This is a genomic window from Elstera cyanobacteriorum (assembly GCF_002251735.1).
In the GTDB taxonomy this organism is placed as follows: Bacteria; Pseudomonadota; Alphaproteobacteria; order Elsterales; family Elsteraceae; genus Elstera; species Elstera cyanobacteriorum.
The window spans coordinates 1-16464 of record NZ_NOXS01000035.1 but is presented as its reverse complement, the minus strand read 5'-3'; the positions used below and the strand labels follow the sequence as shown (position 1 = coordinate 16464).

The window sequence follows — 16464 nt, the reverse complement described above, 5'->3', positions numbered from 1 at the left end:
GCGGAGCAGGCCTAAACCCGCTCCCCCCGCACCAGCTTCGGCTGATGGCCCAGTACACCCATCGCGTGGCGAATAAGCACCCGTTTCAGTGGCTCCACCCGATTGACGGCGGCGAGGCCGAGGTCGCGGGCGAGGCGGACCGGCGGGAAGTCGGTGGCGAACAGGCGGTTCAGCACATCGGTTGCGGCCAGCATGCCGACGCAGTCGGGGCGGCGCCAAGCGTCATAGCGCTTTAGCAGGGCGGGGGAGCCGAGGTCGGTGCCGGTGCGGGCGGCTTCGATCAAGAGTTCCGCCAAGGCCGCAACATCGCGCCAACCGAGGTTGACGCCCTGGCCCGCGATCGGGTGGACGCCGTGGGCGGAATCGCCGGCCAGGACAATGCGGTCGCCATAGAAGCGGTTCGCCATCAGCGCGGTCAGCGGGTAGTTCCAACGCGGCCCGACCATCGATAGCTTGCCGAGCCAGGGGCCGAAGCGCCGTTCGATCTCGAACGCGAAGTCTTCGTCGGACAGCGCCAGAAAATCCGCTACTTTCGCCGGGTCTTCGGTCCAGACGACCGAGGAGCGGTTGGGATGTTCCAGCGGCAGCAGGGCGAGCGGGCCGATGGGCAGGAAACGCTCGTGGGCAATGCCGTTATGGGGTTTTTCGTGCTCCACAGCGCAGACGATGCCTGTCTGGCGGTAATCGATCCGGCGAACGGTGATGCCTGCCCAATCGCGCACTTGGCTCTTGCGGCCTTCGGCGCCGACCAGCAGCGGCGCGGTCAGGCGGCGGCCGTCGGTCAAAGTCAAACCGACCCAGCCGGGGCCGCGCTCGAACCCAGCCGCCGCCGCCGGGGCCAGCCAGTCGACGTTCGGCGTCTGCGCGACGATCTTATGCAGCGCCCGGCGCAGGAAGCGGTTTTCGATAATCCAGCCCATCGGCTCATCGCCAACAGTGCGGTGATCGTAATGGAGGAATAGGCGCGACGGCCCGTCCGACACGCGGATATCGAGGATCGGGCCTTTTTCCTCGATGGCATCCCAGATGCCGAGACCCGCCAGCACGCGCTTGGAGGCGAGGGAGACGGCGGAGCCGCGCCCGTCGAAAGCATCCTGGCGCTGGTCGGCGGGGGTATCGCGGTCGATCAAGGCGCAGCGCAGCCCGGCATGACCGAGGGCGATGGCGAGCGACGCGCCGACAAGGCCGCCGCCCAAAATGATCACATCGTGCCGGTCTGCGGCCCCGGCGGGCGCTTGGGTCTGGGTCATGGCTGCGACAATGGTCTGCTGCCCCCGGCTTGTCCAGGGGCAGGCTGTCGCGGGTCAGGCCTGTTGCTTGTCGTCTTGTGCGGCGGTCGGCGTCGGTTGCACGCTGGTAGCTTGGCCGAGGCTGGTCACCTTCTTTTCGGCAGAAAGCTGAGCGCGGGCGCCGTCGACACTGACCGAGAAATTGGGGCCAGCATTGGCGGCGGCGGTGACTTGCTTATGCATCTGGGCCAGCACGGCCTTGGCGGTCGCCAGCTCGTCCAGCGCTTCGGCAACCCCAGGGGTGCTGTTGAGGATGGTTTCGAGCTTGGCCGACTGCTTATAGTCCGACACGACGATACGGCCGCGCTCGGTCACATTCAGCTTCGGCACGCTATCGGTATCAAGCCCATTGTCGGACATAAGCTGCTTCAGGTCTTTGTCGAAGGCGGTCTGCCGCTTATCGACTTCCGACTGCGCGAGGGCTACATCCTGCGACCGGGTCGCCAGAATCTGTGCCGCTAGGGCCGAGCCATAGGATTCGGTCAGGGCGATATCGCCCAGGCGCTGGCTACCGCTCTGTTCCGTCGTCGATTTCACGTAATCGCGAAAACTTTTACCGCTGGCGGTCGCGGTGGTATCGGTCGCCGTGGTGTTGGTCGATTTCGGCAGGCCGCTGCTGGCCGAGGCGCTGGCATCGGTCTTTGCGGAAAACAGGCCGGTCACCTGATCCGTCAGTTTACGAAGGTTCATCGTCTCAAGCTCCTAAAGCCAAACACCCGGGCGGGCGGCAATCCTACCGTGGAAGCAAAGGAGATGCCAGTTAAGCTTCGTCGAATAAGGCGTTGAAAAGCGCGGCGGCTTCCGGTCCATCCCAGGGCGCATCCCCTTCAAAACGTCCGATTTCCCGGCCTTTGCGGTCGATCAGAATACTGGTCGGCAAGCCGCGAAGGGCGAAGGCCCGGCCCGCCGCGCCGCCTTTGTCGTTGCGCAGGGGGAGGGGAGCCAGCCCGTGCTGGGCATAAAATTCCTGCACCTTGGCAAGTCCTGCCCGGTCGAGGCTGATCGGCAGCACCAGGGCGGGGGCTTTTTCCGCCTGCCAACGCTGCTGAAGCCGCAGCAGGGCGGGCATTTCCTTAACGCAGGGAATGCACCAGGTAGCCCAGAAGTTGAGAAGGACGATCTGGCCCAGGTGGTCCGACAGGCGTCGCTCCTTACCGGTTTCATCCAGCGCGGTCACATCTGGCACGGCGCTACGGCTGGCCGCATCGGGGGCGGAGGGTTTGAATTTCGCCATCGCCCCTTGAAGCGGTAAGGGGGTTGCGGCCTGCGCTGTTGCAAGTGGGGCGCACATGGTCAAAATGGCGGACCCAACCGCCCCCCCCAGCACGCCCCGCCGCGTGAGGATGGGACGCGCTTCGTTATCAGGACTGGATGGACCCTTAGGCATGGCCGACTCTTCCTCTACTGCACCCGCATCTGCCGCCAACAAGCTGTGGGGCGGCCGTTTCGACCGTGGCCCCGCCGCTATCATGGAGCGTATCAACGCCTCCATCGGCTTCGACAAGACCCTATATCGGCAAGATATCGCCGGTTCCAAGGCCCATTGCCGCATGTTGGTGAAACAGGGGATTATTCCGGCGGCGGATGGCGACGCGATTTTAGAGGGGCTGGACCGGGTTCTCGCCGAAATCGAAGCCGGGAAGTTTGAGTTTCGGGTGGACCGCGAGGATATTCACATGAATGTCGAAGCGCGGCTGGCGGAGCTTATCGGCCCCTCCGCCGGGCGGCTGCATACCGCCCGCTCGCGCAACGATCAGGTGGCGACCGACTTCCGCCTGTGGCTGCGCGATGCGGTGGATCAGATCGACGGCGACATTAAGGCCCTGCAAGCGGCGCTGATCGCGCGGGCCGAAGAACATTCGGCGACGATCCTGCCCGGCATGACCCATCTGCAAGCCGCCCAGCCGGTAACGCTGGGCCATCATCTGCTGGCCTATGTGGAAATGCTGGGCCGCGACCGGGGCCGCTTTGCCGATGGTCGCAAGCGCCTGAATGAAAATCCGCTCGGCTCGGCCGCGCTGGCAGGGACGCCGTACCCGATTGACCGGGAGTATACGAGCCAGCTTTTGGGCTTCGACCGGCCCACGGCCAATTCGCTCGACGCCGTGTCTGACCGCGATTTCGCGCTGGAATTCCTGGCGTCCGCCTCCATCCTCGGCATGCATTTGTCGCGGCTGGCGGAAGAAATCGTGCTCTGGTGTTCCGACCGCTTCCGCTTCGTGCGCCTGTCGGATGCGTTCTCCACTGGCTCCTCCATCATGCCGCAGAAGCGTAATCCCGATGCGGCGGAACTGGTGCGCGCCAAGGTGGGCCGTACCTTGGGCAATTTCACCGCGCTGATGATGGTGATGAAGGGGCTGCCGCTGGCCTATTCGAAAGACATGCAGGACGATAAGGAGCCGGTGTTCGAGGCGGTGGAAACTCTCTCCCTCTCGCTGGCCGCGATGACCGGCATGATCGGCGATATGCAGGTGCAGCCGCAGGCGATGCAGGCGGCGACGCTGGGCGGCTTCCTGACTGCGACCGATCTGGCCGATTATCTGGTGATGCAGTTGGGCGTGCCATTCCGCGAGGCGCATCACATCACCGGGCGCGCGGTGGCCTTGGCCGAAGCGCGTGGCGTGCGGCTCGATGAACTCGCGCTCAGCGATTTCCAGACGCTGCACGAGGGCATTCGCCAGGATGTTCATAGCGTGCTGACCGTAGAAGGGTCGGCAGGTGCCCGCCAGAGCTTCGGCGGCACGGCGCCCGACCGGGTGGCGCAAGCGGTGGCGGCGGCAAAGGCGCGCTTCCTATGAAACGCGCGCTAACCCTGGCCGTGCTTGCCGCAACCTTGGCGCTTGGTGCCTGTGGCAAGAAGGCCGACCCGTTGCCCCCCTCGGGCCAAGACAGTCAATATCCCAGAAAGTACCCGACCCAATGAGCGGTTTTACCTATCAGTCCGGCGTGCTGCACGCCGATGCCGTGCCCTTGACCGCGATTGCCGATGCGGTGGGCACGCCGACCTATGTTTATTCCGGCGGCTTGATCCGCGAGACCTATCGCGGGTTTGCCAATGCGTTCGCGGGCCGCGATGCGCTGGTCTGCTATGCCGTGAAAGCCAATTCTAACCTTGCTGTGCTGGGGCTTTTAGGCCGCGAGGGGGCGGGGGCCGACTGCGTTTCCATCGGCGAAGTGAAGCGGGCTGTCGCCGCCGGGATTGCGCCGAACAAGATCGTGTTCGCCGGGGTCGCCAAAAGCGCCACAGAAATTGCGGCGGCGCTGGAGATTGGCATTCTTCAGTTCAACGTCGAAAGCGTGCCAGAGCTGGAGCGCATTTCCGCCATCGCGGCGGCGCGCGGCCAATTGGCGGAAATCGCCATCCGAGTGAACCCGGATGTCGATGCCGGCACCCACGCCAAAATCACCACGGGCAAGAAGGGCAATAAGTTCGGCATCGATCTCGATCAGGCCGCCGGGGTTTATGCCCATGCCGCGACGCTGCCCGGCATCCGCGCGGCGGCGGTGGCCATGCATATCGGCAGCCAGATTACGACGGTCGAACCGTTCGAAGCGGCGCTGACCCGGCTGGTTGCCCTGGCGCAAGAGTTGATCGCCGCCGGGCATCCCGTTAGCCGCATCGATTGCGGCGGCGGCGTCGGCATTCCCTACCGGGGTGAAGCGCCGATCGATCTGCCCGCCTATGCGGCGATGGTGAAGCGGGTAACGGCGGGTTTCGCGGGAACGCTGATGTTCGAGCCCGGGCGCTATCTGGTCGGCAATGCTGGGGCCTTGGTCAGTCGCGTTGAATATGTGAAGCAAGGGTCGGATCGGCGGTTCTATATTCTGGATGCCGGGATGAATGATTTGATCCGTCCGGCGATGTATGAGGCGTGGCACGATATTATTCCGGTACGCCAAACGGCGGACGCCCCGGCGCCGGTCGATGTTGTTGGGCCGATTTGCGAAAGTTCCTGCATTTTCGCCAAAGATCGCCCAATGCCCCCCTTGGTGGACGGCGATTTGATCGCTATCTTATCTGCGGGGGCTTATAGCGCCGCGATGGCCTCCAGCTATAATACGCGGGCCTTGCCTGCGGAAGTTCTGGTGGAAGGGGACCGTTACGCCGTGATTAAAGCGCGCCGTTCCTTGGAAGATCTCTTCGCCGACGAAAGCCCGACCCCGGCTTTCGCGCCCCTTGGATCGTAATCATGTCGTCGCCCGCTTCCTTGCGTTGGGCACGGGGGCGGGCGGCGCTTGTGCTGGCGTGGGAAAGCCTGTGGACGGCGGCACTGCCGCTCGTTGGGCTGATTTCTCTCTTTCTCGCCTTTGCCTGGGCGGGTGTTTTCTTTGCGCTGCCCGGCTGGCTGCATTTGGGGCTGCTCGGTTTGTTCGGCCTTGGGGCCGCTGCCGCGCTTGTTGTCGCGATTCGGCGCTTTAATTGGCCCGCTGCCCGCGCCATCGACCGGCGGATCGAAACCGCCTCCGGTCTGCATCATCGCCCGCTTTCCACCGTGCAAGACGAACCGGCGGGCGGCGATGCGGTGGCCTTTTCGCTCTGGCAGATCCATAAGGCGCGTGTTCTCGCCGGTTTGACCAACCTACGGACAGGGTTTCCCGGGCGCGGGGCGCTGGAAGCCGATCCCTATGGTCTGCGCGCGCTTGTGGTCTGTGGGCTGATTGTCGGTAGCGTCGCGGCGGGACCGGATCGACTAGACCGCTTGCGGGCGTCCTTCCTGCCCGCCCTGTCGGGCGGTCCCACGCAACCGCCGTCCTTGGATGTTTGGGCGACTCCGCCCGCCTATACCCATCTGCCCCCCGTTGCGCTGACCCGCTTACCGGACGGGGGCGGGATGGATTTGCCCGGCGGCACCCAGATCAGTGTGCAACTCTCCGGCTATCCCGCCCGCCAAGCCCCGAGCTTAACCGCGCCGGGCGGCGTTAGTCTTGCGCTGACCAAGCAGGCCGAAGGGCAGTGGCAGGGCGAAACCAGCCTGCCGGTTCCCGATGCCGTGCAGACCGGCGATCTTACCGTGGCGGGCCGCCGCTGGCCGGTGCGCCTGCTGCCCGATACGCCGCCGAAAGCCGCTTTCCGCGAGCGCCCCGGTGCCTCGCCGCGCCAAGCCCTGCGTCTGCCCTGGGCGGCGGAAGATGATTATGGCCTCGACAGCGTTCGCGCCGAAATTCGGTTGGCGGAGCGCAAATCCGACCCGGTCGCGCTTACCCTTGCCGCCCCCGGTCGCAAGACGGCGGGCGGCGTCGCGGCGAATGATCTAACCGATCATCCTTGGGCGGGGCTACCGGTGATCATAACCCTGATCGCCCGCGATGGGCGGGGGCAGGAAGGCCGGTCGGAAGACGAGCATCTGATCCTGCCCGCGCGCACCTTCACCCATCCGGTCGCCAAGGATATTATCGAGTTGCGCCGCGCCTTGGCGGACGAGCCGGACAGCGCGCCGGAGATCGCGCGCGCGCTTGGCAAGCTCGCCTCCCGCCCGCAGGCCTTCAGTCACGATACCCTGGTGTTCCTGGGGCTGATGGCAACGCGGGCCCGGCTGATCTTGGATGAAAAGCAAGAAGAGCTGCCCCAGGTTCTGCGCACCCTCTGGGATTTGGCCCTGCGGCTCGAAGAGGGTGACCTTGGCGTGCTGGAGCGCGACCTGCGCGAGGCCGAACAGGCGGTGCGCGATGGGCTGGAGCAGGATCTGACCGATCCTGAAATGCAGCAGCGACTCGACGCTATGCAGCAGGCGCTCGACCGCTATATGCAGGCGCTCACCCGTCGCGCGATTGAAAACGCCCAGCGTAACGACCGCCCGCGCCGCCCGGTCGATCCCAACGCGCGGATGGTGTCCAGCCGCGATATTCAGCAGATGATGGATAAGGCGCGCGAACTCGCCCGCCAAGGCCAGCGCGAGCAGGCGCAGGCGCTGCTCGATCAACTGCGCGACCTGATGGAACAACTCGCAAACGCCGAGCCGCAGTTGGCGGAGGGCGACGAGAATGGCGATCCGTCCGACATGGATGGCGACCCGATGAGCCAGGCCATGCAGAACCTGCAAGATCTGGCGCGCCAACAGCGCAGCCTGATGGATCGGGGCTTGCAGCAGAACCGTCAACGCGGCCAGCAGGGGCAGCCGGGGCAGCAAGGCGAGCAGCCGGGTGATCTGGCGGGGGAGCAGGAAGCACTGCGCCGCCGCTTGGGCGAGATCATGCGCCAGTTGGGCGAGGCGATGGACGGCATGCCGCAGGGCCTCGGGAAAGCCGAGCAGGCGATGCGCGACGCGCAATCCCGGCTTCAGCAGGGCCAGCCCGGCGGGGCGGCGGGGCCGCAGCAACAGGCGCTCGATCAACTGCGGGATGCCTTGCGCGGGCTTGCCGATCAGCAGCGTCAGCAGATGGGGCAGGGCGAGGGACAGGGCCAAGGGCGCGGGCAGCCGCGCGGCGGTCAGCGTCCGGGCCAGCAGACCACCACCGGTCAACGCGATCCCCTGGGCCGCGACCGGGGCGATCAGCCGCAGGGTAACGGCCTTGGCGCCGATGACCGGGTGCGCGTGCCGGAAGATAGCGCGGTGGAGCGGGCGCGCACCATCTTCGACGACCTGCGCCGCCGCGCCGCCGACCCGACCCGCCCGACGCTGGAGCGCGAGTATCTCGACCGACTGCTGCGAGGCTTTTAGCCTGAATGGGAATATTCCCAGGCCCTTGGCTACAGAGATTCCACTTTATCTCTAATTCTTCGCACCGAGCAGGCCTGTTTCCTGAGAATTTGCCTGTTTAGCGGGCTGTATGGTTCTATTGTGCTCAAATTGATTAGATTTTCGTCAAATATACAGTGTGTATAAGAGGTAACCGCTGTTTCGGCGCTGGTACGGGCTTTGCTATGCCTGCGGGATTACTGCAGATGTCCCATTCCACCAGCGCAGGGCTTCCCCGTGACACAGCCTGAACGGATCATCTCTCTATCCCGCAAAGTTGGCTCTATCGCCGATCATAAGATCACGCAGATCAAGCAGATCACGCGGGAGACGCGGATTTTGGCTCTGAACGCCATCATCGAATCCGCCCGCGCGGGGGACGCGGGGAAAGGGTTCGGCGTTGTCGCGGGCGAGGTCAAGGCGATTTCCGACCGGATCACCGATATTGCCGAAGATTTAACCGTCGAACTGGCGGGCGCCATCGACGAACTCTCTATCTTGGGGGAAAAGCTGGTGCGGCAGGTGCGCGGCCAGCGCCTCGCCGATCTGGCCGCCAATGTCATCGAACTGATCGACCGTAATCTCTACGAACGCTCTTGCGATGTGCGCTGGTGGGCGACCGATCAAGCCGTGCTGGACGCGCTGACGCACCGCGACTTGCCCGATGCGGCGGCGATGGCGACAACGGCCTGCGAGCGGCTGGCGGTTATCCTGGGCAGCTATACGGTTTATCTCGATCTTTGGGTGGTCGGGCTGGACGGTAAGGTGATCGCCACCGGGCGCAGCAACCGCTTTTCGCACGTTGTTGGCGCCAGCGTTGCCAAGGCCGATTGGTTCAAACGCGCCCTCGGCACCCGCAGCGGCGAGGAGTATATCGCCTGCGATATCGAGGTCGAACCGCTGCTCGGCAATCAGCAGGTTTCCACCTTCGCGACGGCGGTGCGCGCCGGGGGCAAAGCCTATGGCGAGCCGATTGGCGTGCTGGGCATCTTTTTCGATTGGCAGCCCCAGGCGGCGGCGGTCGTGAAAGGCATTCGCATTGCCGAGGAGGATTGGCAGATGACGCGCTGTCTGCTGGTGGATGAAAATCACCGCGTCATCGCCGCTTCCGATGGTCGCGGCGTTTTGCAGGAACAGGTGCATCTGCCGACCGATAAGCAGGTGGGTTACTATCAAACCGATCAAACCGTCACCGGCTATGCCCTAACCCCGGGCTATGAGACCTACCCGGGCCAAGGCTGGTATGGCGTGGTCGTGCAAAGCCTGCGCGCGGTGGATTAGGGCAGATTGCGGGCCGGGTTAATCAGGAATGCAAATATTTTGTTTCTGAAATCACCGGGTGTTTTGAAGTTTTATTAGTGTTTTCCCCGCCACACTGATCGTAGAACGCGCATAATAAAAGTTGTGTTGATCGTGTTAAGGGAGAATGACGATGCGTATTGCCATGTCCGCCGTGCTGGCCGCCGGGATGCTTGTTGCCGCGACCGTTGCCGCCCGGGCCGAAACCGTGTTTGTGCCTAATAATGCCCCCTGGGCCTTTCAGCAGGGCGATAAAACGGTTGGCATCCTCGTGACGGTCACCCAGGAACTTGGCAAGCGCGCGGGCCTTGACCTTGCGGCGCGCGACGTGCCGGTCGCCCGCATGATCGACAGCATCAACACCAAGCAGGGCGATTTCGCCATGATCGGCGCGCTGACCAAGATCGACGCCGACCAAGTGGGCGAGGTTTTTTCGATCCCCATCGTCGCCCTGGCGCGCAAGGGCGTACCGCTGAAGAGCTACGACGATCTGAAGCCACTCAATACCGCCTTCGTCAAAGGCACTAACTTCGGCAGCGACTACGATAAGGACGCGAGCCTGAAGAAATCCGAAGAGCCGAACTTCGAACAGCTTCTCAAGAAAATGCAGGCGGGCCGCATCGACGTTGGCGTTGGCAGCGCGCCGGGCCTGCGTTTCTCCGCCAAGGTTTTCGACGTGTCGGACACGCTGGGCGATAGCCTGAAGCTCACCGACACGCCGCTTGCCCTCTTCGTCGCCCGCGATAAACTTCCTGCGGAAACCGTGACCAAGGTTAAAACCGCCCTGGCCGCAATGCGCAGCGACGGCACGATTGACGGGATTATTGGGCAGTATGTAACGAAGGATTGGGCGCCGAAGTAAGTCCCTCCCGCACAGCGGGCAGGACAAAGGTTAATGCGCGTGTTAGTCTGTCGGTTGTTAACAGATTAGCGACCGACGGATGCGCGAGCCTAAGAAACAAACGACGAAAGACCGGGCCGCCTTGTTCATCAAGGCCGCCTTGGAAGCCCTCCACGCCGCCGGGGGAGCTATGATTAAGGCCTCCCAAGATGACACAATCCAGTAAAGATGTCACTTAGAGCTACCAGAAATTGCTGAGGCAGCTGAACTACGTTATTGCTTTCTTGGCATCTTATTTCTTTTTAAAGTTGCAGAGAATCCAGAAATGTCTTATTTCTTACTGGGAGTAGTATAAAATTTGGGGATTTGTGATGGATAGTAATTCTATTGTGGAAAATATTAATTATTACATTGAAGAGGCTCCTTCTCTAGGTTTGTCATTCGTTATTGACGGACCATGGGGAAGTGGAAAGACCCATTTTATTAAAAATGTACTGAAGGGTAAGAAATATATATATTTAAGTTTATTTGGTTGCGCATCGATTTCTCAAGTCCGTAGGGAAATGTTTTATTCCCTTAGCCCTATTTTGAGGAATAGAATTTTTAGGGATTTTTTGGGCGCCACAAAATCAGCAATTAAGGCAAAAACAGGTTTTGACATGAATTCTGATTCTAGAGAAGATATTTCTCTTTCACTAGACGTAGGAGCGTTAAATTTTTGGGACTATTTTGGTTCTGAAAGAAAGATAATAGTTCTTGATGATTTAGAAAGGTATTCTGGTGATTTTGCGGGATTGTTTGGTTTTGTAAATAAGCTTTCAGGTGAGGCTGGGTGTAAAGTTGTAATTGTCTCAAATGGAAGTAAGTTTGATGATGAAGGGAAAAGTGTGTTTAATGAATATTTTGATAAAATAGTATGGATGCAAGTTCTATTTGAAGCGCCAATTCGAGATTTTTTACAAAGCATCAGAAGTAACAGTGCTTTCTCTGGGGTGGATATTGATTTTTGGTCAATAGTATTTGAGGGAATTGACCGTGTAATTGATTTTGATTTTAATTCAATAAGCAATTTCAGAATTATAAATTCACTTCTAATGATAATCAATAAATATAAAGATATAATTAGAAGTAAACTTATTGAAGGCGACAGAATCAGGGGTTTTGTGACGTTATTTTCTTTTCTTTTTATTTATATAAAGCACGAAAAGATAAATTTTTCTGAATTAGAGGCGTATAGAAGATCAAAAATTTCCGGTGAGAATATGAATCATCAAAATGAATCTAATTTTATTAATTTTCTGGAGCTAAATAAAGAAAATGAGGTTTTGTTTTTAAAATTAATTGAGAAAAATTATTTTTCTAAAGAAATAATAGAAAGAGAAGTTATTGAAAATATACTTGATTATCAGAACGAAATACGGGGGAAAACGATTTCAAATTACGATTCATTGCAATTATCTATAATTAGTAGGGATGATGAATTGCTTTCTGATAGTTTTAACGGAGTCATGCGTGAATTGAGTGCTGGTAAAGATTTTTCAATATNCCCTGCTCAAAGGGGCCGCGTCAATGTGCTAGGAAATGAGCGCTTACGATCTTTGGCAGTATCTCCAGGTTTGCATCGCCTGCGGCAAGAACCCCGACCACACCACGAGCGCGTAGGGCCTGCCGACCATGTTCGAGCACCCCGCTCCCGCCGCGGCCAGCAAAGACCGAACGCGCCGCTAGACCCGCCAGCCGGTCGGCATGGTGGACCGGGATCTGCCCCTCGCCGTCGCCGTAAGCGAGCTTGTCCCATTCTCGAACTGTATAGGCGGGCATCAGGCGGCGAAATCCGAGAAGTCGAAACTGGCCTTAACACTCCAGCGCCACTTGTCCCCGCCCAGTTCCTCGTCGACGAAGCCGGCCGGTGCCTTTAGCCTTTTTGCTTCGAGGAAATGGGCACCGTTGGCACCGTTGGTACTATCGTTATCGCCGAGTACAGCAGCGACTTTCGACCAATCCTCATAGAAATACTCCGCCAGAAGCGGGATTATCTTGTGGCGCATTACGTCCTCAACATCAGCCCGGTTGCGGCAGCCGGTGAAAAAAGCGTGGCCGATCTGGTGTTCACGATCGAACAGAAATTCGATCCGCTCGTTGAGCGTGTGCAGCAGCTTGCACAGATTGATCCCCTCGAGATTTTCGGCGTCAAGCTGCCTTGCGGCTAGCGCCCGGCGCAGTTTCTCCACGTCCGGCATCAGCTCGCAGAAAGTGAAGCGGCGGCGCAAGGCGGTATCGAGCAGCGCAATCGAGCGATCCGCCGTATTCATTGTGCCGATAATGTGCAGATTGGCCGGCACACCGAAGCTGGTACCGGAATAGGGCAGCCGAACCCTAACCTCGTTTTCGCAGCCGAGCCGCTTGTCGACTTCGAGCAACGTGATCAGCTCGCCGAAGACCTTGGATATATTGGCTCTGTTGATCTCGTCGATGATCAGGACATGCGGTCGCGCTCCCGCTACTGGGCGCTCGGCATTGGGGTCGATTACCACGGCTTCAAGCGCATCCCAGTCGATCCGGTCTGGATCGAGCCTATAGGCCGCCTGGCGGCGAAAATTCCGTGCGTAGAAAGGCGCGCGCTCGGCACCATTGTCATCGCGCCATATCCATTCGACTCGACGCCGATGCGGGTGGACCGCTGCATCAGCATCGAAATAATACTCGCCGCTCACACGGCCAAGTGCGCGATAGCTGTCGCGGCCATCAGGGATGACAACATAGTCACCTACCTGTAGGCCGGACCGGAAAGCGTAAAGCATCTCGATGTTGGGGTCCTTGCCGGATGCGTCGGGATCCTTCTGGTCGTTCCACACCTTCCGAATTTCCTCGAAATCGTCGAAGCGCTCGTCGGACCAGTCAATGTCACCCCCCCAACCTAGATGGATCAGCCCGCCATCGAGGCCTTCGCGGATCCGATCTTCCTGACTACCGCGCTTGCCGAGAGCGATCTTATAAATTGCGCGCGAGCGGTCGAGCCGCTTCGCCGGCGCATCGCCGGTATCGAGACGCGCTCTCTCGCTGACGACCTTGAACACGCCCGCGTGCGGCTTGAGACTGAAGCCACCCGAAGTGCTGGCGACCTCGTCATCACCTTCCTGTTCCAAACTGGTCGTTGGCCGCAGCCCCTCGACGAAATCCTCGTAAGAAAAGGACTGATGGAAGGTAACGAACTCGATCCGGCCTTCGCTGGCGAGACGGCGATATTCCCTCATCAGGGCATCGCGGTTTTCGCGAAGTAGATCAGCCACCTCATCGCCCAAACAGAGCCGCACTGCTTCCCACGTCGTGGCATAGGTCTTGCCAGTCCCCGGCGGCCCGTAAAGGATGAGATTGGTGGCGGCGGGCATAGCTGTGGCGGGTACAATCGTGTTGGTCGGGTGCCCTTTTGCCGAAGCGAGCTGATACGTGAAAACAGTGGAACTACTGTTATTGGGCGAGGTGTTAGTCGGCGGTGGGACTTGAGCGAGTTGCTGGAATTCCTCGCTCCCGAGCGCGTCACAGATGGCTCTATCCTGTCCGGACAGCCCCATGTCGCGGCCGAGATCCTCGGCGCGGATCACAACCTCGCTGGCGCCCTTCTCACGGGCGGGTTCGACATAATAGTTGCGTGCGCATAGCCGGATGCGGTCAGCGTCGCCGATCAGGTGCGGGTACTGCTCTTCCGGCGGGGTCGGCCCATCATTGCTATCGACGATGATATAGCCGGCATTGTGGAGTTGGGCTGCAGCACTGGTCCTACTACCCCACCCCCCATTAAGCGTTCTCTTTTTGCGCAGGAACCCAACAATCGGCTTGGACGGGTAAACCCGGTTGAGCCGGTCACGTGTCGAACGGACCCAGAAGTGAAGCGGCTCGCCAAATGCATGGAAAATGGAGTCCGGCTGGCGGGGCTTGTCGTATTCATCCATCGCAGCCTCGACTTCTTCGCGCGAAAACGGAACCATCCCCTAGTCCTTATAGCTTTAGGCGGTTCAAAGTGAACCTTGCACATCTATTATATCACGGGTAATACCCCGTTTTAATGGGGGAATTACCCCGCCTGCCCTTATAGATAATCACGCCCTGCCCTGCTTTGCGCTCTCCGATGGGCGGGTCACCGTCCCGGGGCATCAGGCGCCGCTGCTGGGCGATTGCGCTGACCGGGGATCTGCGCCTCGCTTTGCGGGCTGTGGGTCGAGACGCAGGCCTGCCCGAGTTGCAACACGTCTGCTCCCTATCCCACCGGCGGTGTTTGGCTGGAAGCGGCCCGCTTCAACCGGCGGCATCTGTGGAGCGTGTCGCCGATCGAACCGACGGCCTTGGACCCGAACAGCATCGACGAACTCACCCGGGCGATAAAGCCCCTCCCCTGCCCGGCTCACGTGACCCGCGATCATCTGGGCATTGGTGCGCATTTCCCGGCCTGTGGCTGCGTGCTGCCCCGGAATCAACAGGACTAGCGCTTCGCCAGCGGCTATCTCCTGCCCCTCACCGTCAGTGAGCCGACGAAACCGCGCGGCTGGTGGACATAGCAGGGTTGGCCGCAGGCCGTAACCGATCAGTTTGATCCGGCTACGGCGGAGCTTATGTGGAACTACCTATAGGCCAATGGTAGAGAAGACCGATTGGGACCGCGCGAGGGAGGCTAGGCCGATGTGTTCGCTGTATAAACTCTCGGCGAACCTGCGCCACCTGCTGCCCGAAGCTGTTGGGCCGATTGTGGGCTGGCACGGACCGGACACTGTCGACCTTCCGAAAATCCGGCCGACCAATATCGCGCCGATCGTTGTTGCCCGGGATGATGGGCTGCATGTCTTTCAGGGCCGCTGGGGCTTCCCGCCCCTGCCCTCGTCCGGCAGCAAGACGCCGATCATCAACGCTCGCAATCTCGACAGCCGGTTCTGGCGGCCGCATCTCGGGCAGCGGGCGCTGATACCGACGACCGGGTTCTGCGAATGGGACGCCGCGAAACAACCCTGGTGGTTTGAGAAGGAAGACGGAGGGGTATTTGCGTTCGCTGGGCTCTATACCCACCTCCCGGATGAGCCCCTCCCCCGCTTCGTTATCGTCACCACGGCGGCTGAGCCGCCGGTGGTTGATGAGCATCCCAAGGCTATGCCCCGCGTGTTGCCCTTCAATGAAGGGGGATTGAAATGGTGCAAGGTAGGCACCGGTCCCACTGAAGCCATCTATTTACATAAAAAGAGCGCTGACGGCATTCTTACTCAGCACTCTTTGTTTTAAAATGCCTACGCTTGGCAGTGGCTATTTCATTGAGCGTTTGAATATTTCCCACGCTTCTTCGATGATTACACCTTGCTGAACTCCACGAGCAAGGGCCATTTCCGCGATTTCCTTGGCAACATTGGGGAGAACTTTAGCATGAATTTGACCGGTTCTCGGGCTAGGACGCCGCCCGCCTCGAGACGGTTCTCGAGAACCAAAACCAAGTTCATCTGCCAGTCTATCTATCTTTTCGTTCGGTTCAGCAGATGCGCCTTGAGGCTCCGTAACCGTCTTGCGGCCCAACTTTGAAATGTCGACAGAGAATCGCTCGGTGCTCATGTTTTTACTCCGCTATGAGACGCTTATAAACTTCGTGTGCAAAATCAGAAGCATTCGCGCGGGCTGCTTCCATGTTTCCCTGAGGCGGGAGTGATGTAAGATCGCCTCCAAACTCAAATAGAGCCGAATATGCGGATCGCTCCATTAGGTCTGGTTTTATAATATCCACCCCCTGTTCGCGAAGAGAATTTTCAATCCCACGATGTTGCAATGACTTAACATGCTTAGTAGCCGTGAAGACAACAGCGTGACGAATCTTTCTTGCCAAGGCCTCTTCTTCTTCAGCTATTAGCTGAATTGCGCGCGCGCCGATTGTGGCGTCTAAGATCGTAGCGCGCATGGGCGTGATCACGAGATCTGCCTGGGAGATCGCTCGCGATACTAGGCGGGATGCAACACCCTCCAGATCTACGATAACGACGTGCCCATCCTGGTCTAAGGTTTTGATAGTTCGAACCACACTGCTTTCGGTGACGTCGGTTATTAGCGCAACACGCTCTGGTAATTTCTGCTTTGATGCCCAAAGACTTAGCGACCCGTTCGGATCGCAATCTAGCATTTGGACGGTTGCACCAGCTAACGCTAACTCAGTACCCAATATGACTGAGGTTGTCGATTTTCCCGCGCCTCCTTTCGGTGAGGCGACAACTACGACAGGCATTTTTCACTCCTAAAAAAGTCAGTCGCGATAACAAGAGTATTACCATGAAACCGGTTATAAGAACAACCGGATTACCGGAGGAACCGGATTACCGGAGGAACCGGATTACCG

At 59.6% G+C, this 16464-nt stretch carries 14 protein-coding genes; 8 read left to right on the top strand and 6 right to left on the bottom strand.

The features are described from left to right. Positions 1 to 11 precede the first annotated feature (11 nt). From CHR90_RS16545 to CHR90_RS16535, 3 genes are all read right to left on the bottom strand, one after another. Positions 12 to 1250, bottom strand: a complete 1239-nt coding sequence (locus tag CHR90_RS16545; RefSeq protein ID WP_094410239.1) for a UbiH/UbiF/VisC/COQ6 family ubiquinone biosynthesis hydroxylase — start codon at positions 1248 to 1250, stop codon at positions 12 to 14. A gap of 54 nt (positions 1251 to 1304) precedes the next feature. Next, positions 1305 to 1979, bottom strand: a complete 675-nt coding sequence (locus CHR90_RS16540; RefSeq protein ID WP_094410238.1) for a hypothetical protein — start codon at positions 1977 to 1979, stop codon at positions 1305 to 1307. A gap of 70 nt (positions 1980 to 2049) precedes the next feature. Beyond that, positions 2050 to 2676 carry a redoxin domain-containing protein gene (locus tag CHR90_RS16535; protein WP_094410237.1) on the bottom strand — a complete coding sequence of 209 codons (627 nt, stop codon included), beginning with the start codon at positions 2674 to 2676 and terminating at the stop codon, positions 2050 to 2052. Here CHR90_RS16535 and argH point away from each other — a divergent pair. The 7 genes from argH to CHR90_RS19295 all read left to right on the top strand — a co-directional run bounded on the left by argH (position 2675) and on the right by CHR90_RS19295 (position 12025). Further along, positions 2675 to 4087 carry an argininosuccinate lyase gene (gene argH, locus CHR90_RS16530; RefSeq protein ID WP_094410236.1) on the top strand — a complete coding sequence of 471 codons (1413 nt, stop codon included), beginning with the start codon at positions 2675 to 2677 and terminating at the stop codon, positions 4085 to 4087. The genes CHR90_RS16535 and argH overlap by 2 nt on opposite strands. Beyond that, positions 4084 to 4212 (top strand): hypothetical protein, encoded by a 129-nt coding sequence (locus CHR90_RS19800; protein WP_267890196.1) that lies wholly within the window; start codon positions 4084 to 4086, stop codon positions 4210 to 4212. The genes argH and CHR90_RS19800 overlap by 4 nt, the downstream gene beginning before the upstream one ends. Then, positions 4209 to 5477 (top strand): diaminopimelate decarboxylase, encoded by a 1269-nt coding sequence (gene lysA, locus CHR90_RS16525; protein WP_094410235.1) that lies wholly within the window; start codon positions 4209 to 4211, stop codon positions 5475 to 5477. The genes CHR90_RS19800 and lysA overlap by 4 nt, the downstream gene beginning before the upstream one ends. A 2-nt stretch (positions 5478 to 5479) precedes the next feature. After that, positions 5480 to 7948, top strand: a complete 2469-nt coding sequence (locus CHR90_RS16520) for a TIGR02302 family protein (RefSeq protein ID WP_094410234.1) — start codon at positions 5480 to 5482, stop codon at positions 7946 to 7948. A gap of 255 nt (positions 7949 to 8203) precedes the next feature. After that, positions 8204 to 9247 (top strand): HAMP domain-containing protein, encoded by a 1044-nt coding sequence (locus tag CHR90_RS16515; RefSeq protein ID WP_094410233.1) that lies wholly within the window; start codon positions 8204 to 8206, stop codon positions 9245 to 9247. Positions 9248 to 9392: 145 nt separating this feature from the next. Then, positions 9393 to 10127 (top strand): substrate-binding periplasmic protein, encoded by a 735-nt coding sequence (locus CHR90_RS16510; RefSeq protein WP_094410232.1) that lies wholly within the window; start codon positions 9393 to 9395, stop codon positions 10125 to 10127. Positions 10128 to 10477: 350 nt separating this feature from the next. After that, positions 10478 to 12025: a P-loop NTPase fold protein gene (locus CHR90_RS19295; protein ID WP_141210975.1), complete on the top strand. Its 1548-nt coding sequence runs from the start codon at positions 10478 to 10480 to the stop codon at positions 12023 to 12025. On the opposite strand, the gene CHR90_RS16500 is transcribed toward CHR90_RS19295, so the two are convergent. Continuing rightward, positions 11927 to 14092 (bottom strand): AAA family ATPase, encoded by a 2166-nt coding sequence (locus tag CHR90_RS16500; protein ID WP_094410231.1) that lies wholly within the window; start codon positions 14090 to 14092, stop codon positions 11927 to 11929. The genes CHR90_RS19295 and CHR90_RS16500 overlap by 99 nt on opposite strands. 688 nt (positions 14093 to 14780) lie before the next feature. On the opposite strand from CHR90_RS16500, the gene CHR90_RS16495 reads away from it, so the two are divergent. Then, positions 14781 to 15371 (top strand): SOS response-associated peptidase family protein, encoded by a 591-nt coding sequence (locus CHR90_RS16495; protein WP_170941446.1) that lies wholly within the window; start codon positions 14781 to 14783, stop codon positions 15369 to 15371. Positions 15372 to 15392: 21 nt separating this feature from the next. Here CHR90_RS16495 and CHR90_RS16490 read toward each other — a convergent pair whose 3' ends face one another. Together CHR90_RS16490 and CHR90_RS16485 are read right to left on the bottom strand one after the other, a co-directional pair. Continuing rightward, on the bottom strand, positions 15393 to 15692 hold the full coding sequence (locus tag CHR90_RS16490; protein ID WP_094410229.1) for a hypothetical protein: 300 nt from the start codon (positions 15690 to 15692) through the stop codon (positions 15393 to 15395). 4 nt (positions 15693 to 15696) lie between these two features. Next, on the bottom strand, positions 15697 to 16353 hold the full coding sequence (locus tag CHR90_RS16485; protein ID WP_094410228.1) for a ParA family protein: 657 nt from the start codon (positions 16351 to 16353) through the stop codon (positions 15697 to 15699). Between the last annotated feature and the right edge of the window lie 111 nt (positions 16354 to 16464).

What these genes read in the sequence shown, in the direction of transcription:
- CHR90_RS16545 (WP_094410239.1), bottom strand. Translation starts at nt 1,250, where the DNA reads ATGACCCAGACCCAAGCGCCCGCCGGGGCCGCAGACCGGCACGATGTG.
- CHR90_RS16540 (WP_094410238.1), bottom strand. Translation starts at nt 1,979, where the DNA reads ATGAACCTTCGTAAACTGACGGATCAGGTGACCGGCCTGTTTTCCGCA.
- argH (WP_094410236.1), top strand. Translation starts at nt 2,675, where the DNA reads ATGGCCGACTCTTCCTCTACTGCACCCGCATCTGCCGCCAACAAGCTG.
- CHR90_RS16535 (WP_094410237.1), bottom strand. Translation starts at nt 2,676, where the DNA reads ATGCCTAAGGGTCCATCCAGTCCTGATAACGAAGCGCGTCCCATCCTC.
- CHR90_RS19800 (WP_267890196.1), top strand. Translation starts at nt 4,084, where the DNA reads ATGAAACGCGCGCTAACCCTGGCCGTGCTTGCCGCAACCTTGGCGCTT.
- lysA (WP_094410235.1), top strand. Translation starts at nt 4,209, where the DNA reads ATGAGCGGTTTTACCTATCAGTCCGGCGTGCTGCACGCCGATGCCGTG.
- CHR90_RS16520 (WP_094410234.1), top strand. Translation starts at nt 5,480, where the DNA reads ATGTCGTCGCCCGCTTCCTTGCGTTGGGCACGGGGGCGGGCGGCGCTT.
- CHR90_RS16510 (WP_094410232.1), top strand. Translation starts at nt 9,393, where the DNA reads ATGACGATGCGTATTGCCATGTCCGCCGTGCTGGCCGCCGGGATGCTT.
- CHR90_RS16500 (WP_094410231.1), bottom strand. Translation starts at nt 14,092, where the DNA reads ATGGTTCCGTTTTCGCGCGAAGAAGTCGAGGCTGCGATGGATGAATAC.
- CHR90_RS16495 (WP_170941446.1), top strand. Translation starts at nt 14,781, where the DNA reads ATGTGTTCGCTGTATAAACTCTCGGCGAACCTGCGCCACCTGCTGCCC.
- CHR90_RS16490 (WP_094410229.1), bottom strand. Translation starts at nt 15,692, where the DNA reads ATGAGCACCGAGCGATTCTCTGTCGACATTTCAAAGTTGGGCCGCAAG.
- CHR90_RS16485 (WP_094410228.1), bottom strand. Translation starts at nt 16,353, where the DNA reads ATGCCTGTCGTAGTTGTCGCCTCACCGAAAGGAGGCGCGGGAAAATCG.